The sequence below is a fragment of the Citrobacter sp. Cpo040 genome, assembly GCF_030332915.1.
Classification (GTDB): Bacteria; Pseudomonadota; Gammaproteobacteria; order Enterobacterales; family Enterobacteriaceae; genus Citrobacter; species Citrobacter portucalensis.
In genome coordinates, this window is sequence record NZ_JAOWGX010000036.1 from 592,755 (window position 1) to 616,978 (window position 24,224).

Annotated in this window: 31 protein-coding genes; 18 read left to right on the plus strand and 13 right to left on the minus strand. The window is 49.0% G+C overall.

The features are described 5' to 3' along the window. Positions 1–16: 16 nt before the first annotated feature. Entirely contained in the window at positions 17–943 is a 927-nt protein-coding gene (locus OGX86_RS17665) for a LysR family transcriptional regulator (RefSeq protein ID WP_286640327.1), read from the minus strand. A gap of 220 nt (positions 944–1,163) precedes the next feature. On the opposite strand from OGX86_RS17665, the gene bssR reads away from it, so the two are divergent. Continuing rightward, a complete protein-coding gene (bssR, locus tag OGX86_RS17670; protein ID WP_008784229.1) occupies positions 1,164–1,547 on the plus strand; it encodes a biofilm formation regulator BssR in 384 nt (127 codons plus the stop codon). A 102-nt stretch (positions 1,548–1,649) separates the two neighbouring features. After that, positions 1,650–2,747, plus strand: a complete 1,098-nt coding sequence (locus OGX86_RS17675) for a PQQ-dependent sugar dehydrogenase (RefSeq protein ID WP_128316662.1) — start codon at positions 1,650–1,652, stop codon at positions 2,745–2,747. Positions 2,748–2,752: 5 nt separating this feature from the next. On the opposite strand, the gene OGX86_RS17680 is transcribed toward OGX86_RS17675, so the two are convergent. Beyond that, entirely contained in the window at positions 2,753–3,379 is a 627-nt protein-coding gene (locus tag OGX86_RS17680) for a glutathione S-transferase family protein (protein WP_032942804.1), read from the minus strand. Between the two features lie 328 nt (positions 3,380–3,707). Between OGX86_RS17680 and dacC the strand changes: the two genes are divergently transcribed. After that, entirely contained in the window at positions 3,708–4,910 is a 1,203-nt protein-coding gene (gene dacC, locus OGX86_RS17685; RefSeq protein ID WP_020996521.1) for a serine-type D-Ala-D-Ala carboxypeptidase, read from the plus strand. 45 nt (positions 4,911–4,955) lie between these two features. Here the strand turns inward: dacC and deoR are convergent, their stop codons facing one another. Both deoR and ybjG read right to left on the minus strand, forming a co-directional pair. Continuing rightward, positions 4,956–5,714: a DNA-binding transcriptional repressor DeoR gene (gene deoR, locus OGX86_RS17690; protein ID WP_136391664.1), complete on the minus strand. Its 759-nt coding sequence runs from the start codon at positions 5,712–5,714 to the stop codon at positions 4,956–4,958. Positions 5,715–5,778: 64 nt separating this feature from the next. Next, positions 5,779–6,387, minus strand: a complete 609-nt coding sequence (gene ybjG, locus OGX86_RS17695; protein ID WP_286640328.1) for an undecaprenyl-diphosphate phosphatase — start codon at positions 6,385–6,387, stop codon at positions 5,779–5,781. A gap of 297 nt (positions 6,388–6,684) precedes the next feature. Here ybjG and OGX86_RS17700 point away from each other — a divergent pair, with 297 nt between their 5' ends. Next, on the plus strand, positions 6,685–7,917 hold the full coding sequence (locus OGX86_RS17700; protein ID WP_008784235.1) for an MFS transporter: 1,233 nt from the start codon (positions 6,685–6,687) through the stop codon (positions 7,915–7,917). Between the two features lie 217 nt (positions 7,918–8,134). Here the strand turns inward: OGX86_RS17700 and OGX86_RS17705 are convergent, their stop codons facing one another. The 3 genes from OGX86_RS17705 to OGX86_RS17715 form a co-directional block, all read right to left on the minus strand. Beyond that, positions 8,135–8,416, minus strand: coding sequence for a hypothetical protein (locus OGX86_RS17705; RefSeq protein ID WP_003831642.1), 282 nt, complete (start codon positions 8,414–8,416; stop codon positions 8,135–8,137). A 107-nt stretch (positions 8,417–8,523) separates the two neighbouring features. After that, complete coding sequence (locus OGX86_RS17710; protein WP_128316664.1) at positions 8,524–9,339, minus strand: Cof-type HAD-IIB family hydrolase; 816 nt, start codon at positions 9,337–9,339, stop codon at positions 8,524–8,526. After that, complete coding sequence (locus OGX86_RS17715; RefSeq protein ID WP_286640329.1) at positions 9,339–10,547, minus strand: MFS transporter; 1,209 nt, start codon at positions 10,545–10,547, stop codon at positions 9,339–9,341. Before OGX86_RS17715 ends, OGX86_RS17710 begins: the two co-directional genes overlap by 1 nt. Positions 10,548–10,632: 85 nt before the next feature. On the opposite strand from OGX86_RS17715, the gene OGX86_RS17720 reads away from it, so the two are divergent. Then, positions 10,633–11,193, plus strand: coding sequence for a TetR/AcrR family transcriptional regulator (locus tag OGX86_RS17720; protein WP_103015124.1), 561 nt, complete (start codon positions 10,633–10,635; stop codon positions 11,191–11,193). Here OGX86_RS17720 and OGX86_RS17725 read toward each other — a convergent pair. The 4 genes from OGX86_RS17725 to OGX86_RS17740 all read right to left on the minus strand — a co-directional run bounded on the left by OGX86_RS17725 (position 11,180) and on the right by OGX86_RS17740 (position 15,627). After that, positions 11,180–11,977: an SDR family NAD(P)-dependent oxidoreductase gene (locus tag OGX86_RS17725; RefSeq protein WP_186413559.1), complete on the minus strand. Its 798-nt coding sequence runs from the start codon at positions 11,975–11,977 to the stop codon at positions 11,180–11,182. The genes OGX86_RS17720 and OGX86_RS17725 overlap by 14 nt on opposite strands. A 200-nt stretch (positions 11,978–12,177) precedes the next feature. Beyond that, complete coding sequence (locus OGX86_RS22755; protein ID WP_046669916.1) at positions 12,178–13,230, minus strand: phage integrase; 1,053 nt, start codon at positions 13,228–13,230, stop codon at positions 12,178–12,180. Between the two features lie 82 nt (positions 13,231–13,312). Next, the gene (locus OGX86_RS17735) at positions 13,313–15,010 is read right to left on the minus strand and encodes an SNIPE associated domain-containing protein (RefSeq protein WP_046669917.1); all 1,698 of its coding nucleotides are present in this window, start codon (positions 15,008–15,010) and stop codon (positions 13,313–13,315) included. A gap of 20 nt (positions 15,011–15,030) precedes the next feature. Continuing rightward, positions 15,031–15,627: a phage repressor protein CI gene (locus OGX86_RS17740; protein WP_046669918.1), complete on the minus strand. Its 597-nt coding sequence runs from the start codon at positions 15,625–15,627 to the stop codon at positions 15,031–15,033. A gap of 95 nt (positions 15,628–15,722) precedes the next feature. Here OGX86_RS17740 and OGX86_RS17745 point away from each other — a divergent pair, with 95 nt between their 5' ends. From OGX86_RS17745 to OGX86_RS17785, 9 genes are all read left to right on the plus strand, one after another. After that, positions 15,723–15,944 (plus strand): regulator for prophage, encoded by a 222-nt coding sequence (locus OGX86_RS17745; RefSeq protein ID WP_004201303.1) that lies wholly within the window; start codon positions 15,723–15,725, stop codon positions 15,942–15,944. Positions 15,945–15,976: 32 nt separating this feature from the next. Then, positions 15,977–16,486, plus strand: coding sequence for a phage regulatory CII family protein (locus OGX86_RS17750; protein ID WP_046669919.1), 510 nt, complete (start codon positions 15,977–15,979; stop codon positions 16,484–16,486). Between the two features lie 7 nt (positions 16,487–16,493). Beyond that, complete coding sequence (locus OGX86_RS17755) at positions 16,494–16,694, plus strand: phage filamentation protein Fil family protein (protein ID WP_072053663.1); 201 nt, start codon at positions 16,494–16,496, stop codon at positions 16,692–16,694. Continuing rightward, a complete protein-coding gene (locus OGX86_RS17760; protein ID WP_000963480.1) occupies positions 16,658–16,999 on the plus strand; it encodes a DUF5347 family protein in 342 nt (113 codons plus the stop codon). The genes OGX86_RS17755 and OGX86_RS17760 overlap by 37 nt, the downstream gene beginning before the upstream one ends. A gap of 67 nt (positions 17,000–17,066) precedes the next feature. Then, positions 17,067–17,300 (plus strand): DUF2732 family protein, encoded by a 234-nt coding sequence (locus tag OGX86_RS17765; RefSeq protein ID WP_046669920.1) that lies wholly within the window; start codon positions 17,067–17,069, stop codon positions 17,298–17,300. Continuing rightward, entirely contained in the window at positions 17,300–17,527 is a 228-nt protein-coding gene (locus OGX86_RS17770; RefSeq protein WP_046669921.1) for a TraR/DksA family transcriptional regulator, read from the plus strand. The genes OGX86_RS17765 and OGX86_RS17770 overlap by 1 nt, the downstream gene beginning before the upstream one ends. Beyond that, complete coding sequence (locus tag OGX86_RS17775) at positions 17,524–17,820, plus strand: DUF3850 domain-containing protein (RefSeq protein ID WP_000178747.1); 297 nt, start codon at positions 17,524–17,526, stop codon at positions 17,818–17,820. Before OGX86_RS17770 ends, OGX86_RS17775 begins: the two co-directional genes overlap by 4 nt. Beyond that, on the plus strand, positions 17,817–18,674 hold the full coding sequence (locus OGX86_RS17780) for a DNA adenine methylase (RefSeq protein WP_046669922.1): 858 nt from the start codon (positions 17,817–17,819) through the stop codon (positions 18,672–18,674). The genes OGX86_RS17775 and OGX86_RS17780 overlap by 4 nt, the downstream gene beginning before the upstream one ends. Next, on the plus strand, positions 18,665–21,073 hold the full coding sequence (locus OGX86_RS17785; protein ID WP_286640330.1) for a replication endonuclease: 2,409 nt from the start codon (positions 18,665–18,667) through the stop codon (positions 21,071–21,073). The genes OGX86_RS17780 and OGX86_RS17785 overlap by 10 nt, the downstream gene beginning before the upstream one ends. 18 nt (positions 21,074–21,091) lie before the next feature. Here OGX86_RS17785 and OGX86_RS17790 read toward each other — a convergent pair whose 3' ends face one another. Further along, the gene (locus OGX86_RS17790) at positions 21,092–21,319 is read right to left on the minus strand and encodes a hypothetical protein (RefSeq protein ID WP_046669924.1); all 228 of its coding nucleotides are present in this window, start codon (positions 21,317–21,319) and stop codon (positions 21,092–21,094) included. A 137-nt stretch (positions 21,320–21,456) separates the two neighbouring features. On the opposite strand from OGX86_RS17790, the gene OGX86_RS17795 reads away from it, so the two are divergent. Beyond that, positions 21,457–21,645, plus strand: a complete 189-nt coding sequence (locus OGX86_RS17795; RefSeq protein ID WP_046669925.1) for a hypothetical protein — start codon at positions 21,457–21,459, stop codon at positions 21,643–21,645. A 271-nt stretch (positions 21,646–21,916) separates the two neighbouring features. Here the strand turns inward: OGX86_RS17795 and OGX86_RS17800 are convergent, their stop codons facing one another. Continuing rightward, positions 21,917–22,447: a hypothetical protein gene (locus tag OGX86_RS17800; protein WP_046669926.1), complete on the minus strand. Its 531-nt coding sequence runs from the start codon at positions 22,445–22,447 to the stop codon at positions 21,917–21,919. Positions 22,448–22,992: 545 nt separating this feature from the next. On the opposite strand from OGX86_RS17800, the gene OGX86_RS17805 reads away from it, so the two are divergent. From OGX86_RS17805 to OGX86_RS17815, 3 genes are read left to right on the plus strand one after another with little or no spacing between them, the layout of a single operon-like run. After that, positions 22,993–23,574, plus strand: a complete 582-nt coding sequence (locus OGX86_RS17805) for a hypothetical protein (RefSeq protein ID WP_191227545.1) — start codon at positions 22,993–22,995, stop codon at positions 23,572–23,574. A gap of 9 nt (positions 23,575–23,583) precedes the next feature. Then, positions 23,584–23,829, plus strand: a complete 246-nt coding sequence (locus OGX86_RS17810; protein WP_191227544.1) for a hypothetical protein — start codon at positions 23,584–23,586, stop codon at positions 23,827–23,829. Position 23,830: 1 nt separating this feature from the next. Next, on the plus strand, positions 23,831–24,220 hold the full coding sequence (locus OGX86_RS17815; protein WP_191227543.1) for a protein-export chaperone SecB: 390 nt from the start codon (positions 23,831–23,833) through the stop codon (positions 24,218–24,220). The last annotated feature ends 4 nt before the right edge of the window (positions 24,221–24,224 follow it).

Genomic DNA, 24,224 nt, shown 5'->3' on the forward strand with positions numbered 1-24,224 from the left:
TCAGCCTCTCTGGTTTTCATAACAGAGAGGCTGTTTGTAAATTAGCCAGAATAGGGGCTAGGATCTTGTGGGTATTGCTTTCTTTGCGCGATGAGGCAAACACGCTAAATTGCGGCAGGGGAAACGGCGTGTTTATTTTTTTTAGTCCATACAGGTGGGCGTGTGTTTCAAATACCTTTTCCGGGATTACCCCTAAACAATGTGTATTGGACACAATCGTCAGAATCGCCGTAAACGATGAGGTAAGCAGGCAGCGTTCTCCGGTTCTAAATTTTTTATCTACAATACTGCGATGATAAATGATTTTCTCATTCTTAGTATTGTAACCGACCAGGTTAGCGTTTCTGAATTGCGCTTCACTGATGGTGTTACCATATAAAGGATTATTCTGCGAGGCCGCCAGCACCAGGCGCATATCGCATATTTTCTGGCATGAAAGACTTGCTGACTCTACAGAAAAGGTAGAAAAAACGGCATCTGCCTGACGCATATTCAGCAGTTCAATAATAATCTGTTCATTCAGGTCGGCGGTAAGGTGCAGGAGGCTGATATCGGCGTCAGTCTCGATTATTCTGGCGGTGACATCTGGAATAACGATAGGGGAAATAAAAGATTCCGTATAAAGCGTTAACCTTTTTTTGGTGGCAGGCGTGGAAAGCGGCATCAGCGTTGACAGCTTATCGATAATTGGGATTGTATTATCATACAGTTCATCAGAATAGACCGTCGGTAACAGTGCATTCCCGCTACGGACAAACAGATTATCCCCCATCATTTCGCGCAGTTTTCTTAATGACTGGCTGACGGCGGAAGGTGAGATGTTCAGCATGTCAGCGACTCTGGAAATGCTACCCACGCTATAGATCAAACAGAAAATGGTCAGCAGATTGAGATCTATTTTTGATAGTGTGCGTATCTTTTCTGCATCATTTGCTTTCGACATAGACCCCTCATCATCAACACCATGGCAGTAACCACATCAGGTATAGCAAAAAAAGTCAGGCGAGTCAGACACTGGGCGCTTTCGATAAGCGTACCGGATGAAGTTGTAACATTGTAAATTATGTTAATCAATTGGGCTTTATTGATGTAGGACATCTATTTGTTCAAAAAACAACCATACTATTAAGTTGCACCATAGTTGGAAAGAGGAGGAACAAAGTATGGTTGTTGACAGACTGAGAACCGATCTTCTCAACAAATTGATAAACGCCCGTATCGAACTTGCCGCTTATCTGCAGTTGAGAAAAGCGAAAGGCTACATGTCAGTTAGCGAGAGCGATCGCCTGCGTGATGTTTTTTTTGCACTGAATCGCGAATTGCACGAGCAATCACAGCTTCACGGTATGCATCTTGATCAGGAAGAGTGGAATGCCCTTCATCGTGCTGAAGGGGCGTTAGCCGCCGCCGCTGTTTGTCTTATGAGTGGACATCACGATTGTCCAACGTTTATCGCCGTTAACGCAGAGAAACTGGAAAACTGCCTGACAACGCTGACGCTAAGTATCCAGAGTTTGCAATCTTACCCAACGCTGGAACACGTCTGAATCAGGGGGAGGGCGCTCCCCCTTTTCGTCAAGATTATGTAAATGTAGCGGGATAATTCCCCTTGCTGGCTACGCTTTATGCAGAGCCATTAAGGAGGTGTTATGCGTCGACTCTTTCTCTGTGCTATTCCACTTGCGCTATTTTCCACTTATGCCGCCGCGGTAAAAGTGGAAGTGCTGCAAACTAAACTCGATCACCCATGGTCACTGGCTTTTTTACCCGATAACCGCGGTATGCTCATTACGCTCAAAGGTGGACAGCTTCGACTCTGGCAGCCTGATAAAGGGCTTTCCGACCCGCTGACCGGCGTACCCAAAGTTTGGGCAAATGGTCAGGGAGGACTGCTTGATGTGGCGTTAGCACCGGATTTTGCACAATCTCGCCGGGTATGGCTAAGCTTCGCTGAAGCCGACCGCGAAGGCAAAGCGGGCACTGCGGTAGGCTACGGGCGATTGAGTGACGATCTCAAACATCTGCAAGGATTTCAGACCGTTTTTCGCCAACAGCCAAAGCTTTCCACCGGAAACCATTTTGGTGGACGTCTGGTATTTGATGGTAACGGTTATCTGTTTATTGGCCTGGGGGAGAATAATCAACGCGCTACCGCCCAGGACCTGGATAAATTGCAGGGTAAATTAGTCCGACTGACCGACGAGGGAAAAATTCCGCCGGATAATCCGTTTGTGAACATGGCAGGAGCGCGGGCAGAGATTTGGTCGTATGGCATCCGCAACCCGCAGGGTATGGCGATGAATCCGTGGAGTGATGTGTTGTGGCTCAATGAGCATGGTCCACGCGGAGGCGATGAAATCAATATCCCCGAGAAAGGGAAAAACTACGGCTGGCCTATCGCGACCTGGGGTGTTAACTACAGTGGTTTGAAAATTCCCGAAGCAAAAGGTCAAATTGTTGCTGGCACGGAACAACCCATCTTTTACTGGGAAAAGTCGCCGGCGGTTAGTGGAATGGCTTTTTACAATAGCGATACCTTCCCGCAGTGGCGGCAGAAGTTGTTCATCGGCGCGTTGAAAGATAAAGAAGTGATCGTGCTGAGCATTAAAGGGAATACGGTCACTGAGGATGGTCGTCTGTTGCAGGAAAGGGGGCAGCGGATCCGTGATGTGCGCGTCGGACCAGACGGTTATTTGTACGTGTTAACCGACGAGTCCGACGGGGAATTACTGAAAGTGAGTCCCTGATTTGGTTAGCTGACCGGGATCATCACGATTTTTTGAAACGCCGGGCGCTCGGTCAGTTGTTGATACCAGCGTTCCAGATGCGGGCGCGGGGTCCAGCTCAGACCAACGTTGAACAGGTTATAGATGAACGGTGCCACAGCGATATCCGCGGTGCCAAATTCAGCGCCGGAGAACCATGGCTGGTCTGCCAGCGCGTTATCCAGAATGGCAAACAGGTTCTCGCAAACTTGCTTACTTGCCTCAATGGCCGCCATATCGCGCTGATCGGCAGGTGTTCTGACCAGACCAAATAAGATAACCCGATGCGCAGGGCTTAGCGTCTGATTTGCCCAGTCCATCCATTTTTCACCGACTGCGCGCGCGGCCGGGGCGTCAATCCACAAACGTTTTTGTCCGTACTGAGCGGCCAGATAGCGGACAATGGTATTGGATTCCCACAGAACAACGTCTGTTTCATCATCGCGTAGCAGCGGGACCAGTCCGTTCGGGTTCAGTGCCAGATAGTCGGCATCGCGGTTACCGCCATGCTGTCCGCCCGCCAGAATTTGGTTATACGGCAGTTCCAGTTCCTCGAGCGTCCACAATACTTTTTTTACGTTGGTCGAGTTATTGCGACCCCACAGTGTAATCATAGTAACCCCGCAAATTAATTGAGCAGCTTTATGGCTGCAGATGCCATCTGACTAGCTCACATGGTGGGGTAAACCTAATATTTACGCAACAAAGTCTAAAAAAATCGTGCCAGGAGCAGCGCACCGCGGCGTTATTGCATAAACTTTAAAAACTTTACCAACTTACGGTTTCTTTAAGCTCGTTAGTGCGTTATTACTCACCGCACTTATTTTACACGTCATCCATCAGACTTTTTCTGCATGGGTTGGTCGAGGTCGCTTGGCCGGTTTTGTGTAAACACGGTGTGGTATGACGTGGTTTTTTGGAATGGATACTCGGGTGGCATTTATGACGCAATACTTCTCTTCACTTCGCAGCTTTGCTGCAGGTTCTGCACTCTTAATCCTTTTGGCGCCGACCGTACAGGCGGCGGAGCAACCGACGGCCCCGCCGAGCGTGGACGCGCGCGCGTGGATTCTGATGGATTACGCCAGTGGTAAGGTGCTGGCGGAAGGTAATGCTGATGAGAAACTGGATCCTGCCAGTCTGACCAAAATCATGACCAGCTATGTGGTTGGGCAGGCGCTGAAGGCCGGGAAAATTAACCTCAACGACATGGTCACCGTGGGCAAAGACGCCTGGGCGACCGGTAATCCAGCCCTGCGCGGTTCGTCGGTCATGTTCCTCAAGCCCGGCGATCAGGTCGCGGTGTCCGATCTGAATAAAGGCGTTATCATTCAGTCAGGTAACGATGCCTGTATTGCACTCGCTGATTACGTTGCCGGTAGCCAGGAATCCTTTATTGGCCTGATGAACGGCTATGCGAAAAAACTGGGGCTGACCAACACGACTTTCCAGACGGTACACGGCCTGGATGCGGCAGGACAGTTCAGTACCGCACGTGATATGGCGTTGCTCGGGAAGGCGTTAATCCACGATGTGCCGGAAGAGTACGCTATTCACAAAGAGAAAGAATTTACCTTCAATAAAATCCGCCAGCCGAACCGCAACCGTCTGTTGTGGAGCACCAACCTGAACGTGGACGGTATGAAAACCGGGACCACTGCCGGGGCGGGATACAACCTGGTGGCCTCCGCGACCCAGGGCGATATGCGCCTGATCTCCGTGGTGCTGGGAGCAAAAACCGACCGCATTCGTTTCAATGAGTCAGAAAAACTGCTGACCTGGGGCTTCCGTTTCTTTGAAACCGTTACGCCGATTAAACCAGATGCGACTTTCGTCACCCAGCGCGTCTGGTTTGGCGATAAGAGTGAAGTGAATTTGGGCGCCGGAGAAGGGGGTTCTGTGACCATTCCGCGTGGCCAGCTCAAAAACCTGAAGGCCAGCTTTACCCTGACTGAACCACAGCTAACTGCACCGCTGAAGAAAGGTCAGGTTGTGGGCACTATCGACTTCCAGTTGAACGGAAAATCCATTGAGCAGCGTCCGTTGATGGTGATGGAAGATGTGGAAGAGGGTGGTTTCTTTAGCCGCATGTGGGACTTTGTGATGATGAAATTCCACCAGTGGTTTGGTGGTTGGTTCTCTTAATCTTATTTATTGCCGGATGGCGCAATCGCCGTCCGGCAGTATCTGTTAGTACTTCAGCGTGATACGTTGTGCTTTAGCGTACTCAACAAACTCATCGTCAGGGCGGTTATCACTGATGATGGTATCAAAGCGTTTCAATTCCCCCATCCTCGCAGGTCGCACCTTGCCAAACTTGCTGTGATCGACCACCAAAACGTGATGCTGTGCCATCGACATCGCCCAGTGCTTCACCGGCAGTTCTTCCAGATTAAAACAGGTCGCGCCTTTCTCGATATGAACACCTGCCGCAGAATAAAAGGCGATATCCGGACAGAGGTTGTTCAGCGTTTCCTGGAAATCGAGCGGTTTAAAAATCGCGTTACTGGCATGGAATTCACCACCACACAGAATGACGCGGCAATGCGGTTTTTCCTGCAGCACCAGAAACGTATTCAACGAGTAGCAGATTGCGGTGAAGGGCAGTTCATTGTCGATCGCTTCAATGATCCACGGCGTGGTCGTACCGCAATCGAAAAAGATGGTCTGATGCGCCTGCACGAGACTCGCCGCCTGCTGGGCAGCGCGACGCTTTTCATCAACCAGACGGGATTTTTGATCGCTGATTAAATAGTGGTTAGCGCTGCGGGGTTCCAGAACAATATAGCCCCCGAGCAGCACGACGGGAGCATCATGATTATTCAGGTCGCGACGAATGGTCATCTCAGATACGCCCAGCAACGTCGCGGCTTCTTTGAGGTGTAATTTATCGCTGCGTTTCAGCGCCTGCAGTAATTGACCAATACGCTCGTCGCGTCGAGTTTCCATAGTTCCCCTGGAGAATAGAATAAGTGCTTAGTTTCGCGCTTAATACTACTCTTTTTACCGCGGGTTAGTCACGTACCCAACCTTTACGGATGGGGAGAGCGAAGCAGGTGCGATAGCACGTCTGCAAGCCGAGGTACAAGGTTGTGCCGAACCGTTGCCAGATCATCTGGGCGCTCAGACAGCCGATCAACCCGGCCAGTAATCCGCCCAGCATATCCATCGGCCAGTGAACGCCAAGGTAAACACGTGACCAGGCAATCGCCACGGCGACAACCATCAGCAGAGCACCCGTCCACAAGCGATGCCAGAACAGGAAGGCCAGAGCAAAGGTAAAGATAACCGTACCGTGGTCGCTTGGGAAAGAGTCATCTGCCGCATGGTGCAGGAAGTTATAGCCGATGTGGTTAACGAACGGACGATCGTGGGGGAAAAAATGCCCCATCAGCCAAGAAATTGTCAGACCGACTACCAACGCAATGGCCATTTTGATGACCAACTGGCGCTGGAGCGTAACCTGACCACGAGGTCCCCAAAGCCAGAGCACAACGGCTAACAGCGGCACAATGCTGATCAGATCTTTGGCAATGAAAATGGCGAGCGAAATTGCCCATTGCTCAGAGTCGGGTGTTGCATTGATCAAGTAAAAAAGCGAATTGTTCAGATTTTCCAGCATAACGTCCAGACTCAGTGTAATCGTTAAATAGACCCATTTGGGGAGAGCATAAAATTGCTTCCACGGGATAAAAAGCGGTCTTGTCTTATTTGCCTGTTAAATGACGATTTTTAAGACAATTAATGAGACTTATTGAGCATGATAGCGGTCTCAACTTAAATTAACCTTAAAGCAAAATGTTCTTGAGCAAATGAGTGTAAAAATGTGCGCATTTTGCTTTCAAATCACATAATTCACTATCACCAGTACGGCGCATTTATTACACTTTGCGCGATTTTTCTATAGTTAAGAGATTGCATGCAGAACCGTTTATCTTCAGGCGTCCGTTTGGGGCGTCAGGCATTACTTTTCCCGCTCTGTCTGGTGCTTTACGAATTCTCCACTTATATCGGCAACGATATGATCCAGCCCGGAATGTTGGCGGTGGTGGCGCAATATAACGCCGGATTAGATTGGGTACCTACGTCCATGACCGCCTATCTGGCAGGCGGCATGTTTTTGCAGTGGTTGTTAGGACCGCTGTCGGACCGTATTGGTCGTCGTCCGGTAATGTTAACCGGTGTGATCTGGTTCATCGTTACCTGCCTTGCAACCCTGCTTGCACAGAATATTGAGCAATTTACCTTCCTGCGTTTTTTGCAGGGGATAAGCCTGTGCTTTATTGGTGCGGTGGGTTACGCCGCCATTCAGGAATCCTTTGAAGAAGCGGTCTGCATAAAAATTACCGCGCTGATGGCAAACGTGGCGCTGATTGCGCCACTGCTGGGTCCGTTGGTAGGCGCAGCCTGGGTACATGTTCTGCCGTGGGAAGGGATGTTTATCCTGTTTGCTGCTCTGGCGGCCATCTCCTTTTTTGGTCTGCAACGCGCGATGCCGGAAACGGCAACCCGGCTTGGTGAAAAGCTGTCCATTAAAGAGCTGGGCAAGGATTATAAGCTGGTGCTGAGGAACGTGCGCTTCGTTGCAGGCGCACTGGCGTTGGGTTTTGTCAGCCTGCCGTTACTGGCGTGGATTGCGCAGTCCCCGATTATTATCATCAGTGGTGAACATCTCAGCAGCTACGAATATGGTCTGTTGCAGGTACCGATTTTTGGCGCGTTGATTGCCGGTAACCTGGTGCTGGCGCGTCTGACTTCGCGAAAAACCGTGCGTTCGCTAATTATCATGGGCGGCTGGCCAATCGCCGTTGGCCTGATTATTGCTGCTGCGGCCACGGTAGTGTCATCTCATGCATATCTATGGATGACGGCAGGTTTGAGTATCTATGCGTTTGGCATTGGCGTGGCGAATGCGGGGCTGGTGCGCCTGACGCTGTTTGCCAGCGAAATGAGTAAGGGTACTGTTTCTGCCGCAATGGGTATGTTGCAGATGCTGATTTTTACCGTCGGTATTGAGCTGAGTAAACACGCGTATCTGCTGGGAGGGAACGGCTTGTTCAGCTTGTTCAATCTGGCAAGCGGCGTACTGTGGCTGATTTTGATGGTTATCTTCCTGAAAGATAAACGGGTAGGGAATTCCCGGGAAGGTTAAGGCCCGGTTGTCCGCAATCCAGCGCAGATAAGCATAATGACGCCGATAAATTCATCATTATGTTGATAATAGAATCACGCTGTAGGCCGGATAAGCGAAGCGCCATCCGGCGGCCTGTAGCAAATTGCCGGATGGCGGCGTAAACGCCTTATCCGGCCTACCGCTCACCAAAGATCTTAACTGACCAGTATTACTGTTGTCTGGGCCTGGCGACAACTTAGTGGTGGTCGTCAATCTGATGTTCGATAACCATCCCTTCACCGACGCTTGCCACATGTCGCGCATAAGGATGTGCGCGATAGACAGGGGCCGGAGCAGGCGCTGGAGCAACATATACCGTTTGTGGTGCGGTCGTTACGCTGACCGCCTGCGGGACGCTGACGGAAGAGGGCACTACCACCACTTTATAACCGCTGGGGACATCAACGGTAACGCTCTGTGCAAATGTTGTCCCCGCAAAGCCCAGCAACAATGTCGCCATCAGTACACTTTTCTTCATGATCCGCTCGCCTGAAATATTCACTGGAAGTAATAATCCAGCGGGTTAATTTGAGGCGGATTATGAATAGATCATGCCATCATTTTGTTGCCGTCTGTGCTGAGCCGTTAATACGTAAACGGTGCTTCATTCTTTAACACGCGGTCGATAACATCCAGCACGCCCTCTTCGTTGTTCGAGCCTGCACGATATTTTGCCGCCTGGACAACCGGTTCGTGAGCGTTGGCCATTGCGAAACTAAATCCCGCCTGACGCAGCATCTCAATATCATTTCCGCCATCGCCAAACACAACAACCTCGTCGTCGCTAATATTCCAGCGTTGTTGCAGCAGGCGCAGACCGTTAGCCTTATGCACGCCGGGTATTATTAAGTCGATGCTGCCGTAGCCGGTATGCACCGGTACCATAATATCGCCAATCGCCTCGTGGAGATCGGCCTGTACCTGTGGAATTCGGTCGTCGGAAATATTCAGCCCGAACTTGAAGAAAACGTCGTTAAGATTGTCAAAATTATCTACAAATTCGAGACGATGATAGTACATGGCGGAAACGTTCTTATGCTCATCGCTGTACTGTTTCAACGTATAGGCGCTGTTTTTACCACAGGCAATAATGTCGATATCGGCGCGGGTCAGCAGATGATCTACGATGGCATGGAAATCGTCTTTAGCCAGTTCGCCGTTAAAGACATCTTCTCCTTCACTGACCACCCAACCGCCGTTTTCGGCGACAAATGAGATCTCATTGGCCAGTTCGGGGAAAAAGGAAATCAACTGATAATATTGGTTGCCGCTGGCGACCACAAAGCGGATCCCTTGTTCTTTCATCTGGCGGTATTGCGCCATAAAGCGCTCACGGTTATAGGTTTTTTGGTCGCTTAAAAATGTGCCGTCCATGTCGACCGCAATTAATTTGATACTCATTAGCTGTTCTCCATCACCGTAGTATTTTTGAGATCCGGTTTCGCTACCGCTTTCGCGACGACGGCGGCGACAAGCACCAGCGCCAGCACCACTAACATAGCGCTGCGCAGGCCATAGTGTTCACCCAGATAGCCCAGCAGCGGCGGTCCAACAAGGAACGCCAGGTAACCGGTGGTCGCTACGACGCTGACGCGGGTCGGTGCATCGGGGCCGGTGTCGCTGGCAGCTGAAATCGTCAGCGGGAAACCGAGCGATGCGCCGAGTCCCCACAGAATAACGGACACACCGGCCACCCAAGAGCTGTCGACAAAAATAATCAGGCTAATCCCGAGAGCGCCCATCAGCGCACTGGCGCGCACCACCGCAACGCGGCTGTAACGGTCGATGAACCAGCCACCGGTAAATCGCCCAACGGTCATACCCAGCGTAAAACCGGCATAAATCAGCGAGCCTGATGTCGGGCTAAATCCATGTCCGTCCACCATTAACAGTGGAAGCCAGTCGTTGGCGGAACCTTCAGCAAATGCCATCGCCAGCACTACAACGCCGATCAGCAATAGCTGGATATCACGATAAAAAGGCAGTCCTTTTTCACCGGAGTGAGAACCGTCAGCGGCATTTTTGCCCGTGCCGTCAGGAATAGCTTTGATGGCGATGAAAATAGGTGTGATAGCAACCATTGCAGCCAAAATAATATGCGCGGTAGCCGGGACGCTGAAGGCGGTAAGCATCATTCCAACTCCAGCCCCTGCCAACGTTCCCAGGCTGTAAAAACCGTGCATCATCGGCAGCACGGTTTTGTTCATTTCGCGCTCAACTGCCGCACCTTCGACGTTGATGGCAACTTCTGTCGCACCAAAGCTGGCGCCAAATACGCCCAGGCCAAACGCGAAAAGCCATGCGGAATGCAGCCAGAGCGCTACGCTGAGGATCGCCATTCCGAGGACTGCACAAGACATGGTGGTGCGAATCACCTTACGCGTGCCAAATCGTTTCACCAGCCAGGCCGAACAAAGTATGCCACTCATCGAACCAATAGAGAGCCCAAACAACACCGCGCCCATTTCGGCAGTGGAGATGGAGAGGATATCTCTGATGGCAGGGGTACGCGTTGCCCAGGAGGCCATTAATAATCCTGGTAAAAAGAAGAACGTGAACAGCGCCCAGGTGCGACGTCTTAAGGCTTTGCGTGATGAGATGCCAGTCATGAATTCGAGCCAAAGAAAAGAGGGAAGGAGACAACATTAGCAAGACTGTGTACATTTGTACACAAATGCAAGAGGAGGAAATGTAGTGCGACGTGCAAACGATCCGCAGCGGCGGGAAAAAATAGTTCAGGCGACTCTGGATGCAGTAATAGCCCATGGTATTCATGGGGTTACACATCGTAAAATCGCTATGATTGCCGAGGTGCCACTGGGTTCTATGACCTATTACTTTTCGGGAATTGATGAGCTTTTGATGGAGGCATTTGGCCGTTTTACTGACAGGATGCTGTTGCAGTATCAGGACTTTTTTGCCGACGTTAAGGATGCGTCGCAGGCTTGCCATGCCATTACCGATATGATTTACGGCTCTCAGGTCACAACGCCTGATAATATGGAGCTCATGTATCAGCTGTATGCTTTCGCCAGCCGTAAACCAGCGTTGAAAACGGTGATGCAGAACTGGATGCTACGCAGCCAACAAACGCTGGAGCAGTGGTTTGACCCGGTTACGGCGCGGGCGCTGGATGCGTTTATTGAAGGAATGACGCTGCATTTTGTCACGGACAAAAAACCGCTGCAGCGAGAAGATATCTTGCTGATGGTGGAGCGTATTGCAGGGATACCCGCGACAGTCAGCTGTGCGTAGCGCCTCCGGTAATATTCACCACCGTCGCGGTCATGGCGCTGGCATGGTCTGAAGCAAGAAAGGTCATGACCTCAGCGATTTGTGCAAGCGTAGGCAGGCGCGCGAGCATGGTACTTTGCGCCGCACCTCCTAACCATTGATCGACGGTTAAACCCATTGACTGTGCTTTAGCGGAGAAAATTTCTCCGGTATAGGAGCCAGCTGCAACAGCATCCACAATCGCATGCGAGCGCACGCCGACGACCCGGATATTTGCCGGTCCTACCTCGCTGGCGAACGCTTTAATAAAAGCCTCTGTTCCTGCACAACCAACAATATGACCCAGATGACCAGGCATCGCCATCGGGGCCGCGGGGGCAACAACGCTGAGAATGACGCCCGCACGATTGCCGCCCATGTGCGGCGTTACGGCTTTAGCGATATTGAACTGCGCCGAGAGGAAAGGGGTGATGCCGCTCATAAACTCAGAGAGGGATAATGCGTCAATGCGTTTGCCCTGTTCGTGCATAAATCCCGTTGCGTTAACCACCACATCTATTCCACCAGTTTGCTGCGCAAGGCGGGTAACTTCCTTCGATGCGTTGTGCTCGTCGAGTACATCGGTGATAAAGGTTTCGACTGTACCACCTGCCGTTCGGATAATACTGGCCGTCCGATCAAGTTTTTCCTGGCTGCGAGCACCCAGACACACATGGGCTCCTTCGCGTGCCATGGCCTGCGCAACCGCACTACCAATAGCCCCGCTGCCACCAAAAATTACTGCGACTTTGCCAGTAAGCAACATGACTAACCCCCATCCCCGATAAAGCACCGTTTTAAAGTATGTGCCATAACCGGCATGCTGCAAATTAGAGGGGCGTTTCAGAGGTGGAAGGCGATGAGCGCGAATTTCAGGCAACAAAAAACCCATTTATGTAAACGGGTTAGTGAAAACAATGACTTGCAGGATAATCAATAAGTTAGTTTGGTGGTGAGAGGTGACGATTACGGGGTATTGCCAACCGCTGTCGCCACTTTGTCGCCACTTGGTAGGGTAGCCAACGGGTTGAAGCGCAGGGCTGTTTCAAGATGGTCTGGTGCCAGATGAGCATAGCGCATGGTCATTTTAATGTCGTGGTGACCCAGGATTTTCTGCAAGGCAAGGATGTTTCCACCTGACATCATAAAGTGAGCTGCGAACGTGTGGCGCAGGACGTGGGTAAGCTGCCCGCGCGGCAGCACGATAGAGGTCTTATCCATCACAGATAAAAATTGGAAATAGCAGTCGGTAAAGAACTTGAAGCCATCCAAAGCAATGATTTCCTCATACAGCTCTTTGCTGATCGGAATGCTGCGGTTCTTTTTACCTTTGGTCCTGACAAATGTGATTCGGTATTTAGTGACTTGGGAGCGTGTAAGATTTACCGCTTCGCGCCAGCGTGCTCCGGTACTCAGGCATATCTTAACGACTAGGGCGAGCAGGGGGCTTTGGCAGTTGCAGTCGTACAAAAGCTCAGTAATTTGTTCATGCGTCAGCCAGGCCATCTCCTTTTCTGCGATGGTAAATTTGCGCATGTTCTCCAACGGGTTCGGCGCTGTCCATTCACCTAGTCGGGTCAGCTCGCTAAAAACGCCGCTAAGGTAGCTTTGCTCGAGGTTGATAGTTACCGGGCTGGCACCTTTCTTCCACTTGTCGCTAAAGTAAATTTCACCCGTTAGGCGTTTATCACGGTAGTGCGCGAACAATTTGGAACTGAGATCTGTAGCGAGAGGATTCCCGAGGGCATCGACCATCAAGAGTAGCTTGTCGTAAACATGCTCGCCAGCGGTAAGGGATTTGCCGTGCAGTTTGAACCAGAGTTCAACGATATCTTTCAACGTCCGACGGTCTACCGATTCACCCAGCCAGGGTTTCGCCTCCGTCTCATCCATAGTGTGACGTTCAAAAGCTAATGCTTCACCTTTGGTGGCGAACTGCTTACGCACACGACGCCCGCTGCGTCCGGCAGGGTAGCATTCACAAATCCATTTTCCGGTGTCGAGTTTACGTACTGCCATAAAAAAGCCCTCATGTCTGAGGGCTAAATTTAACTGTATATTCAACCAGTGGTCAATGTATGATTAACGTAAATCATACATGCTATGCAACGATTAGTTCTTCGTTTTCTTCTGTTACTGCGTTGCGCGCATTCTCAATGGCTAAAGACTCTCTATACTCTTTAGCTTCTGCAAACATTGTCCAATGTGCATTAATGTTCATGTTTTCAATAGTAGACTTAATATCCTTTATGCCAACATTGAAGAACTCTTTGCGTGAGTTAACCTTGTTCAATTGCTTGTCGTTAAATACTTTATGCAAGTGGTTTTCTAATGATGGAGCATCATCACTGTAGATCATTGCATGTACATCAAATGAGAATGGCACACTGGCATCGCCAAGTTCACGAATGCGATCCAATGGCTCAAGGCGGCGTGTCATCCCAATTTTATATACATTTTCGCCGAAGGAACCGATGTTACTAATAACATAAACATGGCCTGAGCGTGTTTGCTGTGCCATTGAAATAGCTCGCTGGTTTTTGGCTTCAGCCTCTTCATATTTAGCTTGTAATTCAGCCAATTTCTGTTCAAGAACTAAGCGTTGCTCTTCTCCAGCGAGCATTAATTCTTTGGTCGCCTTATCAATGGCCTGCTGAATGGCTTTTTCTTCTTTTTCAGCTTCTTTTATTGCTTTTTCATACTCTCTGCGAGCTCTTTCCTCTTCGCGAAGTTGTTCTTTAATTCTTCTTTGTTCTTCTTTCTCTTCAAGCATAATTTCATTAACTGCAACACCCCATTTTAGTTCATTAAGTCGTGCTTGAAGATATATGTCACTTATTTTAGCTGACCTAAATGCAGAACCGTTATAATTAACTAGCTGAAAGGCATCTTTTATTTCTTGGGATAGTTTACCGAAGTTGTTATGTTTTATTTTTGATAGAATAGTGTCTACTTTTCCATTGAAAGCATCCAAAACAAAGTTGATTGCAGTAGTGCGTCTATTCTGTTCAACATAATCACACGAGGCTGCTTTATTAGTTCTTATTAATGAATCTGTTAATTCTCTAGCTTTTTTCAACTCCTTACCTGCATCTGTAAACTCATAATTTTCCGCCAACTCATCAAGTACACTGCGATTAGGAATTATCCATTCATCCCCATAGCCATCAATTTTATTCTTCATTGATTTGGCAACGGATTCATATCTTTCTGCAAATTCTTTCGCTTCATAAGCTGACCCAGCAATCTCCTTTGCCCTTTCTTCAGCATTTGAAATTATTTTTACTGCATTATCATTAGCATTTGAGATCAGTTCATTCGCTTTACTGTTTGCATTATCAAGGCGTTCTTTGGCTTTCAAGCGTGCATCGCGAGCGTCTTTGGTGATAGCTATTGCTTCGCTATTTGCATTGCTTATTGTGAGCTGAGCTTGATTATGTGCTTCGTTTACTGTTTTAGCTGCCATTATTTGAGCTGCTTCTATTTTCTGTTTAGCTATAGAGTCGGCTGTCTTAATCTTTTTCTCTGCATCCAGTACCGCGCTGTGTAATTCTGCATATTGCCATAGGGGGGCAGCTCTTCCTTCTAACTCAGAGTGCTCACGTATAGCTTGAGCTATTTTTTTATCGGACTCGATCAATTGATTTGTTAGAGAGTCTCTTTCTTTTTTTAAGTTATCATTCTCTAATGATAAGTTTGTGACTGTTAACTTATTTTTCTTGGCTATTTTGTACAAGATAATAGCCAAGACGGGCGAGGATAATGCTAAAAATAATACTATTATAAGAAATAAATCCATTTCTAAGTCCTTTTATTCTATCAATTTGAAACAGTTGTGCTTCTCACATATGCGATAACTTCTATATCTGAAAAAGCACATTCAAAACTATTATCTACAGTAGAAATTTTAATCATGCCCTTAGGCAGCCTGGTGATAAGCCTAATGGAATAAGTTCCATCAATGTTGATCAACCAGTACCCATCAAGCACTTCTGCAAATTTTTGCTCACAGATGTATGTAGTAGGTCCGTCCAGAACAACAATCGGTGCAGAAAGCTTCGCGGGAAGAAATGACGCGTCAAATACACATGAGCCATCTTCAACCATTTTTCCCGCAACCAGACGAAACTTCACGAGCTCTTCAGTGGTTGCTGTTTGAGAACTTAGCTTAAGACCTTGCCCGGTGGTCAACCAATTGAGCGAAGTACCTGTTTCCAGGGCACATTGAATTATCCAATCTGCGGGGAAGGTATCTCGCAGGTATCTATTAGCCAATGTGCTTTTTGACACTCCTAAGTGGTCAGCAAGGGCCTGCCGAGTTGTAAATCCATATGCCTCGACCAGTCGCTCAATCGCAGCCTTGCCACCCTGATTGGGATTTATTTTGATCTCATTTGGGTACTTTGATGTTGACATATCTCTTATGCGATCCTAGTATCAATTTCGTTCCCATTTGGGGACTTGTCACGATTACTACCGGCTCACCACAAGCCAATAGGAGATGTTGCATCATGACCCCTAACATTTCAATCACTCTGAATACACCGCACGTCACAATTGAACGCTACAGCGAGCTAACAGGACTGCCTGTAGACACCATTAACGACATGCTCGCTGATGGTCGTTTGCCTCGCCACCGTCTGCGTAAGGACAAGAAGCGCGAGAAAGTGATGATTAACATCGTCGCGCTCACTGTTGATGCGCTTTCTGATTGCAATGTCGCTATTAGTTAGTTCCATTTTGAGATACATCGGAGTCTCTTGCTATGTTTGACTATCGAGTTTCCAAACACCCGCATTTCGATGATGCCTGCCGTGCCTTTGCCTTACGTCATAACATGGCGAAGTTGGCAGAACGCGCTGGCATGAATGTCCAAACCCTGCGCAACAAGCTAAACCCGGAGCAACCTCACCAGCTTACCGCGCCGGAAATCTGGATACTTACCGATCTTACTGAGGACTCAACTCTGGTTGACGGTTTTCTGGCGCAGATTCATTGCCTGTCTTGTGTCCCAATAAATGAAGTGGCAAGCGAGAAAATGCCGCATTACGTGCTGAATGCAACAGCAGAGATTGGCCGGGTTGCTGCCAGCGCAGTTTCTGGTGAGCTACAAACCACCGCCAGCCGGCGCCAGGTTATCGACAGCATCAACTCTGTCACTCGTTTGATGGCACTCACCGCTGTTTCATTGCAGGCGCGTTTGCAGGCTAACCCGGCGATGGCAAGCGCGGTAGATACCGTGACGGGCCTCGGCGCTTCGTTCGGTCTGATCTGAGGTGGTTATGCTGACTAAAGAACCATCTTTTGCATCACTGCTCGTTAAGCAAAGTCCTGCAATGCACTGCGGTCATGGCTGGATTATGGGGAAGGATGGCAAGCGCTGGCATCCGTGCCGCTCTCAGGATGCGTTGCTGGCTGAGCTGTCCACTAAAAAGCAGGGGAAACCATGGCTATTGAAGGCGATGCTGCGACTGTTCCTCTAAGCGCTGGCCTCCGTCTTAATGGGTTAAACCACATCGCGGAATTAAGGGCGAAAGTGTTTGGCTTAAATATTGATTCAGAACTGGAGCGCTTTATTAGCGATATGCGTGACCAACGGGATATTAACCATGAGCAGAATAAACGCGCACTAGCCGCAATATTCTTTATGGCAAAGATTCCGGCGGAACGTCATAGCGTCAATGTTAGTGAGCTGACGACTGACGAAAAGCGGGAGCTGATTAAAGCAATGAACCATTTCCGTACAGTGGTGAGTTTATTTCCAAATCGGCTAGCCATGCCGAATTAATCCACAACCGAAATTAAAGGCGTAAACCCGCCGGGCATCTTATTGCCCAAATTCAGGAGAAACAACAATGCGAAATATTGAAACCCTAATCACCAAAACAGGACCAGATGATGCTGGCATTAACCAGATGCTGACTGATGCACGCATGGAAGAACGCCGTGCACGTGCCGCGGCAATGGCAGCCCGTCTTGATAGCCTGGCTTGCCATATCACGTCACGTCAGCTTAACCACGTTGAAGCGGCGGAGCTGCTGCGTATTGCGGCTGAAAACATTCAGAACGAAGCGCAGGAGATCCACTGATGGCTGATTCAATGGACCTTGTACAGCAACGCGTTGAAGAAGAGCGTCAGCGCCACATCCACACCGCCCGGAACAGAACGCCGGGTGTTTCTCGTGTTCTCTGCGTTGATTGCGATGCACCGATCCCGCCAGCACGCCGCCGCGCCATTCCGGGCGTGCAGTGCTGTGTCACTTGTCAGGAAATCGCAGAGCTGAAAGGCAAACACTATAACGGAGGTGCAGTATGACTATGCGCATCCATCAGATAAAAATTGCACCTAAGTATTTTAATGCCGTAGTCGCTGGCAGCAAAAAGGCAGAGCTTCGTAAAGATGATCGCGGCTACAAAGTTGGTGATGTCCTTTCTCTCTGCGAATGGAAGCACGGTTCATATACTGGTCGGGAATGGGCCGCTGTTATTACCCACACTTTGCCGATTAATGAAGTTGTAGCAGTGGAAGGGCAATGGGTAATTCTTTCTATTCGCTCATTAACGCCGCTTGAGGCTCTCTCCTATGTCATTTCAGGGGGAGCTATATGACCACTATCCTGAAATGGGCGGGAAATAAAACCGCTATCATGCCGGAATTGATTAAACACCTTCCTGCGGGCCCGCGACTGGTTGAACCTTTCGCGGGTTCCTGTGCTGTGATGATGGCGACAGACTATCCTCATTATCTTGTCGCGGATATTAATCCAGACCTGATTAATCTTTATCAGGTGATTAAGAATGATGTTGAATACTTCATCAAAGAGGGCCGATACCTTTTTGAAGCCCGTAATGATTCAGAGGCATATTATAAGACGAGACAGGAGTTTAACTTGCGCCATGGTGGCGCAATTGAACGCGCATTGTATTTCTTATATTTAAATCGCTATGGTTATCGCGGACTGTGTCGCTATAACTTGAACGGTTATTTTAATGTTCCTTACGGTAATTATAAAAAACCGTACTTCCCTGAAAACGAAATACGTGCATTTGCAGAAAAAGCAAAACGCGCGACGTTTATCTGCGCCAGTTATGACGAAACGCTGGCACTGCTGCAGACGGGTGATGTGGTTTATTGTGATCCGCCATATGACGGCACGTTTAACGGATATCACACCGCTGGTTTTACAGAGGATGATCAGTACCATCTGGCGTCTATTCTTGAACGCCGGTCATCAGAAGGCCATACGGTTATCGTGTCCAACAGCGATACGTCTCTGATCCGTTCGCTTTATCGTGATTTTACCCACCATCGTATAACCGCTAAGCGCAGCATGGGCGTGTCAGCCGGTGATGGTAAAACTGCAGTAGAAATTATCGCCACAAAATCAGTATGTTGGTTTGGTGTTGATTTGGCCTCTGGTCCTGATGTCTCGGTGGAAACTGAGGTGCGGGCGTGGCAGTGAGTAAATTCACATTACATCATGCACAAACCACCGGCGGCTCGAATGAGGCCGCCGTGGCCTTTCCATGGAATACCCCAAAAAGAGCGGTTAACCCGTATCTGGAACCGGCGGAAGTTGCGCCGGAGTCTGCGCTTTCAAACCTCATCACTCTGTACGCTGCGGATAACGAGCAGGAGCATCTGCGGCGTGAGGCGCTGAGTGATAAGGTTTGGGAACGTTATTTCTTCAATGAATCCCGTGATCCTGTCCAGCGTGAAATAGAGCAGGATCGGCTGATTAGCCATGCAAAAATGGCCCGCGAACAGCAGCGCGTTAATCCCGATTTGGTGATTATTGCCGATGTAAGCGCCATGCCTGCCCATATCAGCAAGCCTCTGCTGGAGCGAATTAAATACTTCCATAGCCTGGGCAGGGCTAAAGCTTATTCCCGCTATCTGCGCGAAACAATCAGACTGTGTCTTGAGCGGCTGGAGCGCGTGCGTGACAGCCAGGTGTCTGCGTCTTTCCGGTTCATGGCGAGCCAAGAAGGGTTGGAGGGGCTGCTGGTACTGCCTGAAATGAGTCAGGAGCAGGTCAAGCGCCTTTCCACGCTGGTTGCGGCACATATGAGCATGTGTCTTGATGCGGCTTGCGGTGATCTGTTTGTCAGTGACGATGTTAAACCAGAAGAAATCCGCCAGGCATGGGAAAGGGTTGCTGCAGAAGCCATGCGCCTTGAGGTCATCCCGCCTGCCTTTGAGAAGTTGCGCCGCAAAAAGCGTCGCCGCAAGCCGGTGCCTTATGAATTGATCCCACCGTCGCTGGCGCGCATGCTGTGTGCGGACTGGTGGTATCGCAAATTGTGGCAGATGCGCTGCGAGTGGCGGGAGGAGCAGCTGCGTGCCGTCTGCCTGGTCAACAAGAAAGCGTCCCCGTATGTCAGCTATGAAGCGGTGATCCATAAACGCGAGCAGCGCCGCAAATCGCTGGAGTTCTTCCGCTCGCATGAGCTGGTCAACGAAGACGGCGACACGCTGGACATGGAAGACGTGGTGAACGCCAGCAACAGCAACCCGGCACACCGCCGTAATGAAATGATGGCCTGTGTTAAGGGACTGGAGCTGATCGCGGAAATGCGCGGAGACTGCGCGGTGTTTTATACCATCACCTGCCCGTCACGCTTCCACGCAACCCTCAACAACGGCAGACCTAATCCGAAGTGGACCAGTGCCACTGTCCGGCAGAGCAGTGACTACCTGGTTGATACGTTCGCCGCTTTCCGCAAGGCCATGCACAAAGCCGGGTTGCGCTGGTACGGCGTTCGCGTTGCAGAGCCGCACCATGACGGCACCGTGCACTGGCATCTTCTGTGCTTTATGCGCAAAAAAGACCGTCGTTCCATCACCGCGCTGCTGCGTAAGTTTGCCATCCGTGAAGACCGCGAGGAGCTGGGCACCAATACCGGGCCGCGCTTCAAGTCCGAGCCAATCAACCCGCGCAAGGGCACGCCGACAAGCTACATCGCCAAATACATCAGTAAGAACATCGACGGGCGCGGGCTGGCTAAAGAAATCAGCAAAGAAACCGGCAGATCACTGCGTGACAGCGCCGAGCATGTCAGCGCCTGGGCGTCGCTGCACCGTGTTCAGCAATTTCGTTTCTTTGGTATTCCGGGGCGTCAGGCATACCGCGAGCTGCGCTTGCTGGCAGGTCAGGCGGCGAGAGTGCAGGGCGAACGCAAAGCGGGTGCGCCGGTACTGGATAATCCGCGTCTGGATGCGGTACTGGCAGCTGCGGATGCAGGTTGCTTTGCCACCTACATCATGAAGCAGGGCGGTGTACTGGTTCCCCGCAAATATCACCTTGTCCGCACGGCTTATGAGCTTAACGACGAACCGAGCGCCTACGGCGATCACGGTATCCGTATCTATGGCATCTGGTCCCCGATTGTAGAGGGCAAGATTTGCACGCACGCGATGAAGTGGAAAAAGGTTCGTAAGGCCGTTGACGTTCAGGAGGCGGTAGCCGACCAGGGCGCTTGCGCCCCTTGGACTCGTGGCAATAACTGTCCCCCTGTTGAAAATCTGAACAAATCAGGGGGTGATTTACCCGATATTAAAACCATGGATGAGAAGGAGCTGCAGGAATATCTCCACAACATGGGCCAGAAGGAACGGCGGGAGCTGACAGCCAGGTTGAGGCTGGTAAAACCGAAGCGGAAAACAGCATACATACAGAGTATTTCGGAGCAGCAGCGCCTGCAGCTTGAGGCAGAACTGACTGCCAGAGGGTTTGAAGGTAGTACATCTGAGATTGATTTGCTTCTGCGTGGCGGCAGCATTCCATCCGGAGCCGGGCTACGCCTTTTCTACCGGGATCAGCGCCTGCAGGAGGATGACAAATGGCGGCAGTGGTACTAAGCCGCCTCAAATTGAAGGTTATAAACCAGCTAGACTCTTGCCGCGAATGCGGGCAACTTCATACTTAAGTTCGACCGCTTTGGCCTCGCAAAGCCTTAAAGATTTAAGCCATTGTTCTGTTGTGGGCTTACCAAATATGTCTTCCATTACTACAACCAAGTAAAGGCAGCGGCCAGTGCCTAGTTCGCCTGCAACCAGACAGGCTGCGTTAGTTCCTGCCATAAGTTCAATACATGCTTTACGCATCGATTTATTCCTCATTCCGTTGTCTCTTGTAAAGCATCGCATTTGAGCCATCTGTTTGAAACATAGAAAAAACAATTTACATTTGATGGGTAATTATATACTGTGTTTATATACAGTTGTTTTGATTGGAGGGGAAAATGCAGGACTATTTTTTGGAGTCGTTGAAGCTCCAGCGCATTGATTTTTTTGTGAAGCTTGTAGCGGCTAGTGAGTGCGATGATGAAGAGAAGCGGCTTGCTATCCAATGGGTTTCGGAGCTGACCGACGAGTTGATGGCGAAAATCCGTACTCATGAGTACAGCCGTTCAATGGATCTCCCCAGTTAGGCATAGGAACGTTGCTGGCGTTAGGACTTGATTCTGACGCCAGCAAGGTTGAACAACTAGTTTAGTGGGGCGTTAGTCATGGGGTAAAATACAGTAACCATTATTTTCACTTCCGCTCCGATTTAACCGAACGTTAGTTTTGCTACGTATGATGGGCTGCAAATTACCTTTTGGGATTTGTGATAGATACGAAAATCCTATTAGATGCTTGTTAGACTGGAAGCGCCACTTCGAACGAAAAGTAATGGCCACTTATGCCGGTTTAACAGCCTTAACCTTGTATAGTTATTTGAATATTTTCTTCATTAACACCAAAGTATAGGGCTAGCCCTGCTTTTGCCTCCTGAAGTGTTAACGGCTTAACTACATTTTCTTCTTCTTCTTCGTACTCATCACCAGCTTGCTCGACAATCAAATTAGTCGGGGTTAATTTTGGAAGAGCTTTAAATTCCAACTTGTCAGCCTCAATGCCAATGTCTTTGAGGTTGCGATAAGAAACGGGATTTCGATTGCCATCCCATTGTCCTGGAATGTCAATTTCAGCATAAGAATTGATGTTTATGATCCAGCGTTTAGGGTTTTCTGGAGCCCTGCTTACTCCCGAGATTCGACCGATCATAAAAGCATGATGATGTTTTGCTTCTTGTGATCCCCAGTCCTTTCTCGAATTTTGCACACAAACTAAATATTCGTGCTTAGCTGCATGGCTGGCGTCAAGTCTCCATGCTTGGCTTCCCCCCGTGTTCAAAATCTCTGTTATGCCACGAGCAGTAAGTACAGTAATACAGTTGGTAGTAGCCATTGAATTGTGACTCCGTCTTTTTTAGAGAAATACTATTGATGAATGTAGTTTACGTATTTCTTCATGGAGTAGTCAAGTGAGTATTTTGCGCATTATTGGCTGTTTGTGTGATTTTTGTGAGTTAGTACTTTGTGTAGTACTTCTTGGTTTATGAGGCTTGAATCTAAGTTATGACAAAGGGAGGCAGGGGTAACGTACAGCGCAAGGTGTACAGGAGGCTATAAGGACTCACTTGAAGTAAGAAAAGATCGATAAAGCAACTATGCATGTCTATGCCGCATGAATTTGCATGATCGTTTGAGGATCGTTTTAGCTGAGGCCCGCCAGGAATGGCGGGCTTTCGTTTATGTCATGCAGGTGCATGAAAATCACTACATAAAGCGGGCAGGCGTGGCGGGGATACGAGCGCGCGCTAGTATGTGAACATGCTGTTGAAAAATACGTGGAGCAAACATTCTGTTTAATTTACAATCTGCGACTATGATTTTTTTAGAGCATCATTAATCGCATTCTTCAGCAAGCGATCTGCGTGAGAAGAGAGAAAAATGGGGCAAGTTGTACACATTGGTTATCATAATTGTCGCAACCGTGGTAGTTATGAGGATATTCGCCAAGGAGTGCCTTTCCTGAGTGGACCAGATGAAAATCAGTGGCTGACTCAAGGCTTTTATCTATGGACTGATTCTCCACACTATGCGATGTCATGGAATGGCGGTAGGAACGTCGTAGTTAGTGAGTTCGAAGTGACCTTTGAATCAAGAGATGAACTCTTAGATTTAGTTGGTAACGCGCGAGACATTTTTGAGTTTGAAGAAATGGTTGACCGTGCCATCAAGGTCCTGCATGGTGGAGATGCAACCAAGATAACTGTTAACCAAGTTATCTCATATTTCCGAGAGTTGGAGAATGATGCTGAGTATGCGGGGATTTTTCCATATCATGCTGTAAAGGCTCAGGATAAATCCAATACTTCGTCAGGTGAAGTGGTTGTACGCTTTGTTAGAACAAGGCGTGAAAGGTTGGTTGCTTTGACCAGACAACAGATGTGCGTATTCGAAAATGCCCGGGACAAGATAACATTTAAGAGTTTTGTCGCCCCTGACGAATTTGCACAAAGACAAGGTTAAGGAGGAAAAATGCTTTCCTTTGAAAAAAGAATGGCTCTGTTAGACAAAGCGTTAAGTAAGCATACAGCTGAATCGCTTTACGAAAAATTGGCTTCCTATGAAGCAGTAGGTCCGACAGTAGTAGGATACGAGTTAAAGAGTGAAGTCAAAGCTGTGGCCCTTGAACCGAGAAATTTGGCACAGCGTTATGTTAAAACGTTTGGTTCAGATCTGGATTTTTGGGCAGACAGTTCACAATTGGATCAAGCGGCTTAAGATGAAACTCTTACTTAAAGAAAGCTTTGTTAATAGATTGCTTCTTGTTGATGCTGAGGGGCGAACCATCGATTCAGGGTTCGCTCTACGTTTTAAACCACTCTTCAATGAAGAAGGCAAAGAGTTTACTGTGATGTTTGATTTTTACTACATCACCGAAACAGATAAGGCTTTACGAGTTGAATTTCATAGTGTTTTTTGCACAGATACTGTGATTGACGAAGATTTTAAGAAATCTCGCTTCCCTGTTGTGAATGCTCCTGCTATCTCGTTTCCTTTCTTAAGAGCTTTCATTGCAAATTTCTTGATCAGTGTTGGATGCAATCCTATCTTATTACCTAGCTTCAATTTCACTACTTTTGAAGCTGAGGTTGGAGAATTCCCAGATTAAGGGC